The sequence below is a fragment of the Sphingomonas sp. 7/4-4 genome, from assembly GCF_027941955.1.
GTDB lineage: Bacteria > Pseudomonadota > Alphaproteobacteria > Sphingomonadales > Sphingomonadaceae > Sphingomonas.
On the sequence record NZ_CP115960.1, the window covers coordinates 4,392,132 to 4,406,271 of the forward strand.

The window sequence follows — 14,140 nt, forward strand, 5'->3', positions numbered from 1 at the left end:
GCGCGAGGCTTAAGACCGATATAAGCCCGGCGGCATCCGCTTGATCGGCGCTTTGGGAACGGGCAAGGCGCCGCCAAGGAGAGCCCGAATGATCAAGCCCCTGCGCAAGGCCGTATTTCCCGTGGGGGCCTTGGCACCCGCTTCCTGCCCGCTACCAAGGCGATGCCCAAGGAGATGCTCCCGGTCGTCGATCGGCCGCTGATCCAGTACGCGGTCGACGAAGCGCTGGAGGCCGGGATCGAGCAGATGATCTTCGTCACCGGGCGCGGCAAGAGCGCGATCGAGGACCATTTCGACATCGCCTACGAGCTCGAGACGACGATGTCGTCGCGCGGCAAGTCGCTCGATGTTCTCGACGCGACGCGGCTGCGGCCCGGCGCGGTCGCCTATGTCCGCCAGCAGGAGCCGATGGGGCTGGGCCACGCAGTGTGGTGCGCGCGCGACATCGTCGGCGACGAGCCCTTCGCGGTGCTGCTCGCTGACGACTTCATGGTCGGCAAGCCGGGCTGCCTCAGGCAGATGGTCGAGGCGTACAACAAGGTCGGCGGCAATCTGATCTGCGCCGAGGAGGTCCCCGACGACCAGACCCATCGTTATGGTATCATCACTCCGGGCAGCCGCGACGGATCGCTCACTGAGGTCAAGGGGCTGGTCGAGAAGCCGGCCCCGGGCACCGCGCCGTCCAACCTCTCGGTGATCGGCCGCTACATCCTCCAGCCCGAGGTGATGCGCGTGCTCGAAGGGCAGGAGGCCGGCGCCGGCGGCGAGATCCAGCTGACCGACGCAATGGCCCGGATGATCGGCGGCCAGCCTTTCCACGGCCTGACCTTCGCCGGCACGCGTTATGACTGCGGCGACAAGGCCGGCTTCATCCAGGCCAATATCGCCGTCGCGCTGGAGCGGGACGATCTCGCCCCGGCGATTCGGGCGTTCATCGCCAGCCGGACCTGAACGCCCCGGCCCGGATCAGGCCGGCTGCTCGACCTGATCGAGATATGCGCCATAGCCTTCCGCTTCCATCCGATCGCGCGGCACGAAGCGCAGCGAGGCCGAATTGATGCAATAGCGCAGGCCGCCGCGATCGGGCGGGCCATCGTCGAACACATGGCCGAGATGGCTGTCGCCGTTCGCCGAGCGGACTTCGGTGCGGACCATGCCATGCGTGGCGTCGCGCAGCTCGGCGACGTTGGCGGGCTCGATCGGCTTGGTGAAGCTCGGCCAGCCGCAGCCTGATCTCGTATTTGTCGGAGGAAGCGAACAGCGGCTCGCCGGAGACTATGTCGACATAGATGCCCGGCTCCTTGTTGTTCAGATATTTGCCGGTGCCGGGACGTTCGGTGCCGCTTTTCTGCGTCACGAAGAATTCTTCGGGAGAGAGGGCGGCGAGGGCCTCGTCGGTCTTGCGATACTGGGTCATGCGGATCTCCGTTTCGTCGCCCATATGGGAACAGGCAGGCGCGGCTTCCACAGGTGCGGCGCGATCGGCTATCGGCGCAGGCATGGCGAAGAAGAAGCGCTATCTCACGGCCACGCTGCCGGACGGCTATGTCAAGACGATCGGCCCGACATCGGTGCCGTTCACGCATTACTGGCGGATCGTCGCGCATCTGGGCGGCGGCAAGACGGAAGTATTCTGGGGCCACGCCAAGTCGCTGCGCGAAGCGACCGGCAAGAAGGCCGCGACTGCCGACGCCGCGAAGCAGCGCGGCTGGCAGGATTATGATTTCGAGATCGTGGAACTGATCGAGACACCGGGCTGATTCCGGAGCGCGGGCCAGCTTGACTCGCTGGCGGGTTTTCCGGGAGCGGGTAAACTTGATAACATGTTGATTTAACAAGAATGTCTGTCGGACGCGCTTGACTCGGCGCGCCACCTTCGCGCCACCTGCGCTACAGCTAGGCGCCTGTCACGCGTCGCTCAGGCTACAGCTACGCGCCACGCGCGTTGGCGACGGGGTTAGCCGCGAAAGGTCACACTAGGGTCACACTGCCTGCATCGTTCTGGCCTGTTCCTGCGCAGGCAATCAGGAGGGTGTGGAGCAGGCAGCGCTATACTCCTGCTTTCGCACGAGCACGATGAGAGGGGGCATTACGATGTCAAAGAGCCAGATGAGGCTGTCAGGCGAAATCCTACATTGCAAGCATGTCTGCAAATGGGTGGTTTGCGGACGTTGCCTGGATCAAGCGGTCAGGTCAGCTTTGCGTCCAGAGTCAGTCGTACGAGAGCCCATGACAATGCCCGAAAGCCGCTGTTCGGTCAGTTGACCACGATCCTCCCCGGGACCGGCTGGCGAGGCGGCGCGTATCGAAGCCTGGTCGCAAGATCGACCGGTCCGTTCGCAAAATCGACCGGCTCGTAACTTTTGTCGGACAATAAGCTTGCTCCGGCGTCATGATCCGCGCCAATTTGCAGGAGATACAGTCACATCGTCACAAGTGATTGAAGGATGGCGGCGCGGGAGATTCATGCGCGCTCGCCGGGGAGGGAAATTGATCGACCGCAGAACCACGCTTGCGTCGCTTGGCGCGATGTTCGGAACAGCCCTGTTCGCGCCGATCGTCCGTGCCGCGACGGCAACCCAGCCGCTTCAGGGAGCGGTCGGCGCACCGGTGTTCACATCCGCCCAAAAAGCGATCGTATCCGCGCTTGGCGAGCGGGTCGTTCCGACCACGGATACGCCTGGCGCAATCGCTGCCGGGGTGCCCGCATTTATTGAACAATTGCTTGGTGAATGGGGGCTTCCGGGCGACGTCGCTCCGATCGCCGCCGGGCTTGCAGCGATCGATGCGCGCAGCCGGCTCGATTACGGTGTTGGCGCCGCCCACGCTTCAGCCGTTCAACAAGATGCCCTGCTTACCCTCGCAATGAACCGGGCGCTGCCGGGCGTCGAGGGTTTTTCGACGCGTTCCGGCAACTCGTCGTCACCGGATATTACACGTCGGAGGTCGGGATCACGGCGGAGCGAGAATTTCTCCCGGTCCCGGGATCCTATGACGGCGCCTATCCGGTCGCGAAAGTCGACAAGATCTGGGCTGCCTGACTGCGCGCGCAACGCCAAAATCTCAGAACGAAAGACCTGCCATGACGGCCACCAACAAGTTCGACGCGATCGTGATCGGCTCCGGCGTCAGCGGCGGCTGGGCCGCCAAGGAACTCACGGAGAAAGGGCTGCGCGTCCTGATGCTCGATCGCGGCATCATGGTCGAGCACGGTGAATATGATTTCGAAAGTTTGCCGCCGTACGAAATTCCGTCGCGCAACATCATGCCCAAGCCCATTCTGGAAAGCGATTATTTCATCAGCAAGTACGGCTGGGTCTCGCCGAGCCAGCAGAAATATTACAACAACGACCGCCTCAACCCCTATGCCCTCGAGGACGGGGACAAATTCCACTGGATCCGGCCTGCCGCGGTCGGTGGAAAATCACTGATCTGGGGCCGCTGGTCGTTCCGTTGGAGCCCCGACGATTTCGCTGCCAACAAACGCGAAGGCGTGGATGGTGTCTGGCCCATCGGGTATGAGGACCTCGCCCCCTGGTACGATTATGTCGAGGACTATATCGGCGTCTCGGGCTCGAAGGAGAATCTGCCTTACCTGCCGGACAGCAAATTCCAGCCCGCGATGCCGATGAATATCGCCGAGAAATGGGTGAAGCAGCGGCTTGAAACGGAATTTCCGGGCCGCAAGCTCATCAATGCGCGCCTGTCGAACATGACCGAAGACAAGCCGGAGCAGGGACGGACAAAGTGCCAGTTCCGTGCGCAGTGCGACCGCGGCTGTTCATTCGGCGCGTATTTCTCAACGCAGGCCGTGACCCTTCCCGCCGCCCGCAAGACGGGCCGTCTGACGTTGCGTCCCAATGCTGTCGTCAGCAATCTCGAATATGACCCCAGGACCAAGCGCGTCACCGGCGTCCGGGTTATCGACACGGAGACCAAACAGGCGGAAATCATCCCGGCGCGCATCGTCTTTCTGTGCGCCTCCGCGATGGCATCCAATCAGATCCTGCTCAATTCCCGTCCCGAGGGGTCGGCCAGGAGCCATTTCGACACGAGCGGAACGCTTGGTCGCTACGTGATGGACCATATCGTCCGCGTGCACATCGGGGGCGAGATTCCAGGTCTGACCGAATTCACGGAATATGGCCGCAGGCCGGGCGGGGTCTACATCCCGCGCTTCCGCAACAACGACCCCAACGAGGATGTCGGCTTCCGCCGCGGCTACGGCTATCAGGGCAGCGCCAGCCGCAGCCCGCGCAGTCCGGTAGGGTTCGGCGCGGCGATGAAGCACAGCATGCGCGAATATGGTCCGTGGCGTTTCGGAATGACGACGTTCGGGGAATGCCTGCCCTATGCCGACAACCACGTCGCGTTGCACGCATCCAAGGTCGACCGTTTCGGCACTCCGCAGATGCAGTTCAACGTCACGTTCCGCGACAACGAACTTAAGATGATGGCCGATGCCCGGACCCAGGGCGAAGCGATGCTGACCAAGGCGGGCCTGCTTAACGTCGGGAGCCACGCCGAGGAGCATATTCCCGGCCAGGCGATCCACGAAATGGGGGTGCACGCATGGGCGACGACCCGCGCAGATCCGTGCTCAACAAATGGAGTCAGGCGCACGACGCTCCCAACCTGTTCGTGACCGATGGCGCGCAGATGGCTTCGGTCTCGTGCGTCAATCCCTCGTTGACCTTCATGGCGCTGACCGCGCGAGCAGCTAACAGGGCCGTCGAGGAGATGAAGGCCGGACGCATCTAGGTCCGTCTCGCACAGGTCGGGATGACGCGGGAGTTGGGCGACGACCCATGCATCACCCAGGTCGTTAAGGGCGTCGCTTGGGAGTGTTTAAGCAGGCGCGGTGCAATGTCCGCCTTCGCTGTCGACTGTCTTGAAAGCCGCCATTCCGCTTGCGGTCCAGATTCAGCCTTTCGTGTGCGCCGATCCTTGATGTCTGCAATGGGGCGCCTGCCGCCATTCTCGGCGGCGGAGAGAATGTCTGTTGTGAGGTGACAGGCGATCCCAAGCCGCCACGCCTAGGCGCGCACCACCTTGTCGCTGACGATACCCGCTTTCCCGCATGCGTTGCGCGTATCGATCACCAGCGGAGCGGCTTCGACCAAAGCGGCATAGTCCACTGCGTCGTGATCGGTGGCGATCAGGACGGCGTCATACTTCGCGATCTCGGCAATATCCCATGCCACGCCGTGGCGATAGTTGAGCGTCGGGTGCTCGCGGGTGCCGTTGATCTGGGCGACATGGGGATCGTGGAAGTCGGCGTTGGCGCCACGTGCCTCGATCATCTCCATCAGGCGGAGCGACGGGCTCTCGCGGATGTCGTCGACATTCTTCTTGTAGGCGACGCCCATCATGAGGATGCGCGCACCGCGCAGGCCGCGGCCGAAGCGCGCGTCGAGCGTGTCGGCCATCACGCGCACGACATGCTGCGGCATGTCGGCATTGATCTGGCCGGCGAGCTCGATGAACTTGGTGTGCTGGTTGAACTCGCGCGCTTTCCACGTGAGGTAGAAGGGGTCGATCGGGATACAGTGTCCGCCGAGCCCCGGGCCCGGATAGAAGGGCATGAAGCCGAACGGCTTGGTCTTGGCGGCGTCGATCACTTCCCAGACGTCGATGTCCATCGCGGTGAAGATCAGCTTGAGCTCGTTGACCAAAGCGATGTTGACGGCGCGGAACACGTTCTCGGTGATCTTTACGGCTTCCGCGGTCGCGGCTGACGAGACGGCGATCGTCTTCGGGACGACGTGCTTGTAGAGCGCGAGCGCGAGATCGGCCGAGACCTGATCGTCGGCGCCGACCACCTTGGGAATCTGCGTGGTCGAATAGGTCGGGTTGCCGGGGTCCTCGCGTTCGGGCGAGTAAGCGAGGAAGAAGTCCTTGCCGGCGATCAGCCCGCCGGCCTCGAGGATCGGCTGCATCACTTCGCGCGTGGTGCCGGGATAAGTGGTCGATTCGAGGATGACGAGCTGGCCCTTGCGCAGCGTCTTCGCGATCGCCGCGGTGGTCGCCTCGACATATTTGAGGTCGGGCTCGAGATGGCGCGACAGCGGGGTGGGGACGCAGATCAACAGGACGTCGGCCTCACCGAGCCGGTCGAGATCGGCAGTGGCGTCGAGCCGGCCCGCTTCGACCTGAGGCGCGATACGGGCGCCTTCGATATGCTTGATATAGCTCTGGCCGGCCTTGAGCGCTTCGATCTTCGCATCGTCGAGGTCGAAGGCGAGCACCGGGCAATTCGCCTCGCAGAATGCAACCGCGAGCGGCAGGCCGACATAGCCCATGCCGATCACGCCGATCTTCGCCGTGCCGCCTTCGATACGCGCCTGAAGCTTAAGCCCGTGCGCCGGCCATTCGATACTCATGTGATCCCCGTCAATGAAGTGGAGCCTTCAAGGCTCGCTATCGCCCGGCAGGGGTTTCAAGATCGATAATGTTCCAGATACCAATCGACGAAGCGCGCCACGCCGGTTGCGGGCGGAGTCGACGGCGCATAGCCGGTCAGGCGCTTGAGCAGTGCCGAAGAGGCTTCGGTGGCGGGAACGTCGCCTTGCTGCATCGGCAGGAAGTTCTTGATCGCCTCGCGGCCCAACGCCGCCTCGAGCGCGCCGATATAGTCCATCAGCGGGGTCGGCTGGCCGTTGCCGATATTGACCGTGCGGAACGGCGCTACGGGGAGAGGCTGTCGCCCTCGACCGGCTCGCGGCCAGGCACCGCGTCGGTGAGCTTGACGATCGATTCGGCGAGATCGTCGATGTACGTGAAGTCACGCACCATGTTGCCGTTGTTGTACACGTCGATCGGCTCGCCCGCGAGGATCGCCCTGGTGAACTTGAACAGCGCCATGTCGGGCCGGCCCCACGGGCCATAGACCGTGAAGAAGCGGAAAAAGGTCATCGGGGTGCCGAAGAGGTGACTGTAGCTGTGGCCCATCAGCTCGGTCGCGCCTTTGGTGGCTGCATAGAGGCTGAGCGGCGTCTGGGTGCGCTGGGTCTCCTCGAACGGCATCTGGGTATTGGCACCATAGACCGAGCTGGTCGAGGCGGCGAGCAGGTGCTTGACCGGATGGTGTCGCGCGAACTCGAGCACATTGTGCGTGCCGATGATGTTGGCGCCGATATAGCTGCGCGGCTCGTCGATCGAATAGCGGACGCCCGCCTGCGCGGCGAGGTGGATCACCGTGTCCGGCTTGAACGCGGTCCAGGCCGCGCCGAACGCGTCATTGTCCTCGATCGAGACGCGGGCGATGGAGAATGCCGAGTGATTGCCGAGGATGTCGGTGCGGGCTTCCTTGAGCGCTACGTCGTAATAAGCCGAGAAATTGTCGACGCCGAGCACCGTGGCGCCCTGCTGGAGCAACTTGCTGCAGGTGTGGAAGCCGATGAATCCCGCCGAGCCTGTGACCAGAACCCGTTTGCCGTTGCCCGTCATATGTTCCTGCCTGCTGAGTCGAACCGTTTCGGCCCCGGCTAACGTTCAAAGGTTACCAGCGGCTCAGCAAGGACGTGTCAAGCATGGTGCGGCGGCCCGGACTCCCAACATGGTGAAGCCTGGAGTAAGATAGCCCTGCGACTCAGGGAGTTAAGGTCGTGAAAGAACCGAAAAGGGAAGAGGATGCCGACGCTGACCAGCGCACGGCAGAGCAGGAAGTCGGTCCGTCGCGGGAAGCGGCGACCGACCCGAAGGCCTATGCGTTCGACGGATGGGCGATGGTGCCGCTGGAGTTCGATCCGGTCTGAGTGCCGGCGCAGGCCGGGCAGCCCGGATCCTTGGGAAGCGCCAGGCTGCGGAAGCGCAGCGACAGCGCGTCGATCAGCAATAGCTTGCCGGCGCTGTCCTCGCCGAAGGGCACGCAGGCGCGGATCGCTTCCAGTGCGGCGAGGCTACCCATCACGCCGGTGAGCGCGCCGAGCACGCCCTGTTCGGCGCAGGTCGCCTCGGGCCGCTCGGGATCGCCGCCGACGAAGCAGCGGTAGCACGGCTTGCCGGGCTCCCAGCCGCGGAAGGTGCCCAACTGGCCTTCGAATTCGGCCACCGCCGCCGAGACCAGCGGGATGCGCGCGGCGAGCGCGGCGTCGGCGACCGCGAGCCGAGTGGCGAAATTGTCCGAGCCGTCGAGGATCGCGTCGGGTGCATGTTCGCGGAGCAACGCCGCGGCGTTGGCGGCGGTGATCCGGGTCTCGATGGCGTCGAAGCGGACATCCGGGTTCAGCCGGGCGACGGCCTCCTCGCGGCAACGACCTTGCGCGTGCCGACCTGGTCGGTGCCGTAGAGCGTCTGGCGCTGGAGGTTGGAAAGCGCGACCGTGTCGTCGTCGATCACGCTGATCCGGCCGACCCCCGCCGCCGCGAGATACTGGATCGCCGGCGAGCCGATACCCCCGGCGCCGATCAGCAGGACATGGCTGGCGAGCAGCCGCATCTGCCCCGCGCCGCCCACTTCGCGCAGCACGATATGGCGGGCATAACGATCGAGCTGGGCGTCGCTGAGGCTCATGGCTTCCATGTAAAGGTCAGGCTGGCGCGATACCATTGCTCGGCGGCGGCACCGGTGCGTGGCAGCAGATTGCCGCGTGCGAAGCCGGCGACCAATGCCGCGGCATATTGCTCGACCGTGGGGCAGCGGATGGCGCGCGGCACGGCGGTGCGGATGCCGCTGGAATCGTCGACCAGCACCGCGACCTCGACCGTGATCGTGCCCGGCCCGGGCAACGGGCAATTGCGCGAAACGGCCTCACGCCGGACGAAGGCCTGCATCTCGGCGGTGAGGACCGGCGGCGTCCGCCAGGGCAGCGGAGCGAGCCCCTTCCAGTCGATCGCGGTCGTCTGCAGCGCCGCCGCGAGGGCGAGCGCGATCACCGCCCGGTAGAGCCGAAGCCGCCGGCTCCTCGCAGCGTCTCGTCGAGGATTACTTTCACTCGACAGAAAATGCCTGTCGTCATGCGGGTTTCGACAGTGTGAATCAGAGATTCTCCTCGTTGGACAGCGTTGGGCGTTTCCTCTCCCGCACCCGCTCTTTGCTACACCCATTTCGGGCGGGCGAGGAGTCCAAGGTCGTCTTCAAACTCTCGATCGCAACCGCCGGAGAGGGCGGCGGGAAGCCGTCTGCGACAAAAGGATTCAGAGGCCGGTCGACCCAGATCCCCCAGGCCACGACCGGTGACCGAGGAAAACTCGGATACGATCTCGAAGGTCGGACGAAGAATCGGCACGAAGACGAGCTGGGCGATGCGATCTCCGGGATTGATGACCAGAGGATCGCTGCCCGGAGGATTCCTCAACCAGGCGCTGATGAAAATCTCATTGGTATAATCGGCATCGATCGTGCCGACCGACTGCCCGAGAATCAGACCTTTCTTGTGCCCCAGGCCCGAGCGCGCCAGAAGAAACCCTACCATGTGCGGGTCGTTCATCAGCAGGGCGATGCCGGATGGAATGAGGACGGCTGGCGCCTGCGGTTCGATCTGCATCGGTTCGCTGATACAGGCATACAGATCGATGCCGGCCGACATTTCCGTATGGTAGCGCGGCAGGCCCCAATCGTGGATCCGCTCATCGAGTACCCGCAATTCGATCATTGGTTGGCTCACATCGGCTCCTCATAGGTGCATCGTCGCTCGCGCTATCGTGTGACGAGGAACCTCGCAACCTGCCACCCCTACTGACTGGCTGATCACCCCGGTCGCGTTGGTCATGCGCCGCGATGAAGACAATAAGCGGCGGCAATGGCGCAAACCATTCCGGCGAAGACGCCGAAGCTGCGATTGTCGGGGAGTTCGATTTTTTCGAGAACGCGGCTACAGAGGCACAATCGCTCGCACGCTGTGCAGCGTCTGGATGCGAGGCCAGGAGTCGCCGTGAGCACGATCGAAACCTATGCAGTGGCGGACGATCCCTTCCCGCACATACTCGTCGACGATTATCTCGACTCGGAGCTCTATGGGGCGCTGACCGATTCCTTCCCCCAGTGCGGACCCAATACCGGGCCGACCGGCTATACGATGTTCTGGGGGACGCGGACTATGACGCGCTGATCGCCTCGAATACCGCTTGGCGTGCGCTGTTCGACCGGTTTCACGACCAAGCCTTTATCGCCTCCGCAATCGCCCAGTTCCCGGAAACGTTCGCACAGGAAAGCACGGTCGATCTTTCGAACGCGCGCTATGTACCTTATTTGGAAAGTCGCGCGGAGAAAGAGCGCGACACGCTTGGCGACAATGAGCTCGCGGCCGACGCGCTGTGGGTCCGAGTGGACATCATGCAGGGGCGGCTCGGCTATCGCCGAGCGCCGCACCTCGACCACCGGCGCCGTGCAATATCGATGCTGATCTACATGTGCGACGCCGAAGAATCCGGCCTGGAGGGCGGCGAGCTGGTGCTCCACGAAGCGGACGGCACCGCCGTGACGACGATCGTCCCGCGGCACAATCGCATGGTGATGTTCCCCTGCACTCCCACGTCCTTTCATTCGGTGCCGATGATTGTCGCGCAGAAAGCGCCCCGCAATTTCGTCCAGGTGACCGTGTCCAGTTCCATGGACCTGTGGAAGCGTGCGCCCCGGTCCACGTCTGCGGCCTTGTTGTCGCGGCTCCGAAGCGCGGTACACGGCTTGCGTGGAGCAACGCCCTGACGCGGTGGAGACTGCTTCCACACCGTGAGCGCGCCTATCTGGCGAAGGTCGCGCCGTTCGCAGCGTCCAGCCTGGTGTCCGCGGTGGTCGGACTGGCGTCGCTTGCCGCGTTCACGCGCCTCCTCGCACCCGCGCAATTCGGGAATTACGTCGCGTTGCTCGCACTTGTCGGGCTGTTGCAGAGCGCGGGATTCCTGTGGCTGCAAAACGGCGTGCTGCGTTCCTACTCCAAATGTCGGGACGATCACGCCAGGGCGGACCTCGCCTCCGCCGCCAAGGTCGGGTTTGTGCTTGCGGGGATCGGAATATCGGCAGCCTGGCTGACCCTCGCGTTGCTCGACAACCAGTTCCTGCCGCGAGCTTTGTGGGTCGTCGGCCTTCCGGCACTGTTGATAAGCGGCTGGATCGCCATCGCGAGATCGTGGCTCAGGGTCCATAATCAAACGTGGCGCTTCGTCGCGGTCGACATAGTGCAGAGTCTCGGCGGCTTCGGCTTGTCGATCCTGGCATTGTTGACGCTGGGAGCGGAACCCGCCCTGGTCGTCACCGCGGGTGCCATCGGCGGACTGATCGCCATTTCATTGTCGTCCGATCTGGTGCGACGGCCGTTCACATCGGTCTTCGGGGCCGGATCTCTGCTGGGCGCGCTGTGGCGCTACGGCGCACCTCTGACGATGGTCGGGTTCCTGACCAGCGTCATGGCAGTATCGGACCGTTTGCTGGTTGCCGCGCTCGTAGGGGCGCCCTCTGCGGGCGCCTATGGTGTCGGCTATGCGATCGCTGATCGCGCGATCATGCTCGCCCTGGTGCCGGTGACTTTCGCGATGAAACCCACGATCTTCGCAGCCTTTGAAAGCGGCACGCCTCTTCAGATTCAGGGGCTTCTAAACCAGTCCGCCCGATGGCTGATGTCGATCGGCCTGCCGATCACCACGCTGCTTGTCTGTTCGCCCGCGCCTCTGGTCGCGCTTTTCGCCGGCGGCGGACTTGCCGCCGAGGCGGAGGCCGTGGTGCCGTGGGTGGCGATCGGATCGCTGCTCGGCGCGCTTCTTAGCCTGCATTTCGGGCTCGCCTTTCAGCTGGCCAGCCGAACCGGCGGCATGATTGCCGTGCTGGCACCCGCGGCCATCCTCAACGTCGTCGCCAACCTGTTGCTGTTGCCGGTCTTCGGTATGATTGCAGCCGCATGGACGACGGTCGCGGCCTATGCCTTCGCGTTGTGCCTGTCAGCATATTTCGGCCGGCGGCATCATCGGATTCCGTTTCCGGTGAAGGACGCCATGATCAGCGCAGCGGCATGTATCCCGCTTGCCGCCCTACTGCGCTTCGCAGCGGAAACGAGCCTGTTCGGGTATCTGCTGGCGGCCGGTGCCGGCGCAATTGCGTATCTGATCGCGTTGACCTTGCTCTACCGGCTACTGGGCTCTGCCTGCGAGCAGGACGAAGTCGCGGACCCGCCGCCGCAGCGCCTCCGCTAGCGACGCGAAATCGTCGGGATTTGGGGGCGGCATTTCCGGATCGAAACCTCCACCCTTCAGGAACGCGCGCTGGCTGGTCGACGCCGCCAGTTCCAGAGCAGGTTGCAGGCGATAGCGATCCCGATGCGCCGGCACGAACAATACCGGCGTGCCCAGAGCCAGGCAGGGTAGCGCGCAGTGGAGCCGGCTCGTCACGACAGCCCGCGCACCCGCATATAGGTCGAGCAACGCGTCCGCCCGATCCAGGCGCGCGGCAAAGCCCGAGGTCGTCGTATCGGTATGGCTGACGACCAGCGGCGGACGATTTGTCCTGCGAGCGAGTTCGCCGACCAGTGCGGGTGGAAGATCGCATGCCACGACCCGGCCGTGCATCTGCACATCAAGACGCGCCGGCAAAGTCAGGGTCAGGCAGCCGGAATAATGGCTTTCGATCCCGTGCGATTCGAGCAAGCGCCGGGTCGCGTGATCGCGCGCGCCGACGGGGCCATGCGCCTTGAGCCATTCCACCCCCGCTGTCGTCAACATCCGCCTCGACGCAGGGGCGATCCAGAACCGCTTCCGCGATGCACGGTGCTGTGTGAGGTGGACGGAAACGAGCAGGGGAAGGATCTTCGGATGCGGGGGCCATGCTTTCGGATTGGCCATGTACCATCCGTTCATGATCGTCATGACCGGCGAAGTGTCGCCGGGCTCCCGATCTAGCGCTTCGCGCGGCAGACGCCGGTCGACGCGCGGCAAAAATTGACGCGCCGCGATCGCCTGGATCTCGTCGCCGAGGTTCGTCGATTCGGCGTCGATCAGTCCGAACTGCATCACTCCGGCCGCGGCATCGGGCGCCATTCGATCGGCTGGTTTGAAGGTACGGCGACGTGACTTTCGCGGTAACGGGCAATCCACTTCGCTATTGTCCGCAGCGAGCCCGGCGAAACAAGTGCCCATATGGCCCAGGCCATTGCGCTGATCGTCTCCCGATTGAACCGCAGCTTTCCACGCATCACCAGCCTGGAAATGATCTGCGGCCGCGCGCCCGACCAAAGCTCCAATTGCCCGATCGCGCGGAACGCGCTCGGACTGAGCTGCCTTTTTCCGGAAGCGCCTCGGCCAGCAACGGCTCATAATCCTCACCGTTGCGTCTTGCGGCGGAGCACCGCAGTGCCAGGTCGATGGCGACTTCCACCCTTCGCCTCTGCGCGGTCAGCCGCGAATGGCCAGAATTGAAGCGATAGGAATAATGGACTTCGGGCAAAACCAGCAAGCGTCCGCGCTCGGCCATGCGCCAGTAGAGCTCCATATCTTCCCAGAAATCGCAACCCGCGCGATATCCACCGGCTGCCTCGAACGCCTCACGGCGATACATCACCGAACCGTGGGGAAATGGGTGCCTGGCGGAGTAGGGATCGTGCAGGCAATGGCGCACCACCGGTCGAACAACGTTTCCCGCGAGGTCGATGCACTCATACACGCTCCCCACCAAAACCGCGTCGGCGTGGGCATCCAGCGCTGCCACCTCGGCTTCGAGCCGATAGCGCCCGGACAGATCGTCGGCGTCCATGCGCGCGACAAGCGGGGATGTTGCGAGGGCCGCGACCCAGTTCGAACTCCCGGCGGGCCCCAGCCCGCTTCCCTCACCCAGAAAGAGCCGGATCCTCTCGTCCCTTTTCGACCAGTCGATCAACCGCTCGCGCGATCCGTCGCTCGAACCGTCATCGCCTATGACGAACTCGAAATCGGCAAAGGATTGTTCGAGGATGCTGGTGATACTCGCATCGAGATAGGGAAGGGCATTTCGCACCGGCATGACAACGCTCAGGCGCCGGGCTGGCTTAGCCTCTGTTTTCGTATTCCGCACCCCTTCGTCCCTACTGTGTCGGAGAGTGGCGGGCACCCGGCGCGAGGATGAGATCCTCCGCCGCGACCACGTCCATCCCCGTGGCGCCATGCGTTGCATAGGCCGGAAGGGGCAGGTCTTCGCCATGCGGCAGGCGCTGGATGGCGATGCGGATCGGGAGGGGCAT

Annotated in this window: 12 protein-coding genes and 5 pseudogenes; 7 read left to right on the forward strand and 10 right to left on the reverse strand. The window is 64.0% G+C overall.

Annotated features, from left to right (window positions below):
- Positions 1-88: 88 nt before the first annotated feature.
- Positions 89-951: pseudogene (galU, locus tag PIB19_RS22520) on the forward strand (UTP--glucose-1-phosphate uridylyltransferase GalU).
- 15 nt (positions 952-966) lie between these two features.
- Here the strand turns inward: galU and msrB are convergent.
- Positions 967-1,417: pseudogene (msrB, locus tag PIB19_RS22525) on the reverse strand (peptide-methionine (R)-S-oxide reductase MsrB).
- Positions 1,418-1,499: 82 nt separating this feature from the next.
- Here msrB and PIB19_RS22530 point away from each other — a divergent pair.
- The 3 genes and pseudogenes from PIB19_RS22530 to PIB19_RS22540 all read left to right on the forward strand — a co-directional run bounded on the left by PIB19_RS22530 (position 1,500) and on the right by PIB19_RS22540 (position 4,761).
- The gene (locus PIB19_RS22530) at positions 1,500-1,760 is read left to right on the forward strand and encodes a hypothetical protein (protein WP_271239127.1); all 261 of its coding nucleotides are present in this window, start codon (positions 1,500-1,502) and stop codon (positions 1,758-1,760) included.
- A gap of 730 nt (positions 1,761-2,490) precedes the next feature.
- Positions 2,491-3,216, forward strand: a complete 726-nt coding sequence (locus PIB19_RS23920; protein ID WP_271239128.1) for a gluconate 2-dehydrogenase subunit 3 family protein — start codon at positions 2,491-2,493, stop codon at positions 3,214-3,216.
- Positions 3,113-4,761: pseudogene (locus tag PIB19_RS22540) on the forward strand (GMC oxidoreductase). The gene PIB19_RS23920 and the pseudogene PIB19_RS22540 overlap by 104 nt, the downstream one beginning before the upstream one ends.
- A gap of 275 nt (positions 4,762-5,036) precedes the next feature.
- Here PIB19_RS22540 and PIB19_RS22550 read toward each other — a convergent pair.
- The 6 genes and pseudogenes from PIB19_RS22550 to dut form a co-directional block, all read right to left on the reverse strand.
- Complete coding sequence (locus PIB19_RS22550) at positions 5,037-6,383, reverse strand: nucleotide sugar dehydrogenase (protein ID WP_271239131.1); 1,347 nt, start codon at positions 6,381-6,383, stop codon at positions 5,037-5,039.
- A 56-nt stretch (positions 6,384-6,439) separates the two neighbouring features.
- Positions 6,440-6,640 (reverse strand): hypothetical protein, encoded by a 201-nt coding sequence (locus PIB19_RS23380; RefSeq protein ID WP_336297223.1) that lies wholly within the window; start codon positions 6,638-6,640, stop codon positions 6,440-6,442.
- 47 nt (positions 6,641-6,687) lie between these two features.
- Entirely contained in the window at positions 6,688-7,449 is a 762-nt protein-coding gene (locus PIB19_RS22555; protein ID WP_336297224.1) for an NAD-dependent epimerase/dehydratase family protein, read from the reverse strand.
- 256 nt (positions 7,450-7,705) lie between these two features.
- Positions 7,706-8,514: pseudogene (locus PIB19_RS22560) on the reverse strand (HesA/MoeB/ThiF family protein).
- The gene (locus tag PIB19_RS22565; protein WP_271239132.1) at positions 8,511-8,876 is read right to left on the reverse strand and encodes a hypothetical protein; all 366 of its coding nucleotides are present in this window, start codon (positions 8,874-8,876) and stop codon (positions 8,511-8,513) included. The pseudogene PIB19_RS22560 and the gene PIB19_RS22565 overlap by 4 nt, the downstream one beginning before the upstream one ends.
- 161 nt (positions 8,877-9,037) lie before the next feature.
- On the reverse strand, positions 9,038-9,595 hold the full coding sequence (dut, locus tag PIB19_RS22570) for a dUTP diphosphatase (RefSeq protein WP_271239133.1): 558 nt from the start codon (positions 9,593-9,595) through the stop codon (positions 9,038-9,040).
- A gap of 279 nt (positions 9,596-9,874) precedes the next feature.
- Between dut and PIB19_RS22575 the strand changes: the two genes are divergently transcribed.
- The 3 genes from PIB19_RS22575 (at position 9,875) to PIB19_RS22585 (ending at position 12,125) form a co-directional block, all read left to right on the forward strand.
- The gene (locus PIB19_RS22575) at positions 9,875-10,051 is read left to right on the forward strand and encodes a hypothetical protein (RefSeq protein ID WP_271239134.1); all 177 of its coding nucleotides are present in this window, start codon (positions 9,875-9,877) and stop codon (positions 10,049-10,051) included.
- On the forward strand, positions 9,985-10,647 hold the full coding sequence (locus PIB19_RS22580) for a 2OG-Fe(II) oxygenase (RefSeq protein WP_271239135.1): 663 nt from the start codon (positions 9,985-9,987) through the stop codon (positions 10,645-10,647). The genes PIB19_RS22575 and PIB19_RS22580 overlap by 67 nt, the downstream gene beginning before the upstream one ends.
- A gap of 83 nt (positions 10,648-10,730) precedes the next feature.
- Complete coding sequence (locus PIB19_RS22585; protein WP_271241062.1) at positions 10,731-12,125, forward strand: lipopolysaccharide biosynthesis protein; 1,395 nt, start codon at positions 10,731-10,733, stop codon at positions 12,123-12,125.
- Here the strand turns inward: PIB19_RS22585 and PIB19_RS22590 are convergent.
- From PIB19_RS22590 to PIB19_RS22600, 3 genes and pseudogenes are all read right to left on the reverse strand, one after another.
- Complete coding sequence (locus PIB19_RS22590) at positions 12,063-12,965, reverse strand: polysaccharide pyruvyl transferase family protein (protein ID WP_271239136.1); 903 nt, start codon at positions 12,963-12,965, stop codon at positions 12,063-12,065. The genes PIB19_RS22585 and PIB19_RS22590 overlap by 63 nt on opposite strands.
- Before the next feature lie 154 nt (positions 12,966-13,119).
- Positions 13,120-13,974, reverse strand: coding sequence for a glycosyltransferase family 2 protein (locus PIB19_RS22595; RefSeq protein ID WP_271239137.1), 855 nt, complete (start codon positions 13,972-13,974; stop codon positions 13,120-13,122).
- A 22-nt stretch (positions 13,975-13,996) separates the two neighbouring features.
- Positions 13,997-14,140 (reverse strand): annotated as a pseudogene (locus PIB19_RS22600) (dUTP diphosphatase); the annotation flags it as partial.

Bases quoted from the DNA above. Each gene is read 5' to 3' on its own strand.
- PIB19_RS22530 (WP_271239127.1), top strand. From the start codon at position 1,500: ATGGCGAAGAAGAAGCGCTATCTCACGGCCACGCTGCCGGACGGCTAT.
- PIB19_RS22550 (WP_271239131.1), bottom strand. From the start codon at position 6,383: ATGAGTATCGAATGGCCGGCGCACGGGCTTAAGCTTCAGGCGCGTATC.
- PIB19_RS23380 (WP_336297223.1), bottom strand. From the start codon at position 6,640: ATGGACTATATCGGCGCGCTCGAGGCGGCGTTGGGCCGCGAGGCGATC.
- PIB19_RS22555 (WP_336297224.1), bottom strand. From the start codon at position 7,449: ATGACGGGCAACGGCAAACGGGTTCTGGTCACAGGCTCGGCGGGATTC.
- dut (WP_271239133.1), bottom strand. From the start codon at position 9,595: ATGATCGAATTGCGGGTACTCGATGAGCGGATCCACGATTGGGGCCTG.
- PIB19_RS22590 (WP_271239136.1), bottom strand. From the start codon at position 12,965: ATGGCGCCCGATGCCGCGGCCGGAGTGATGCAGTTCGGACTGATCGAC.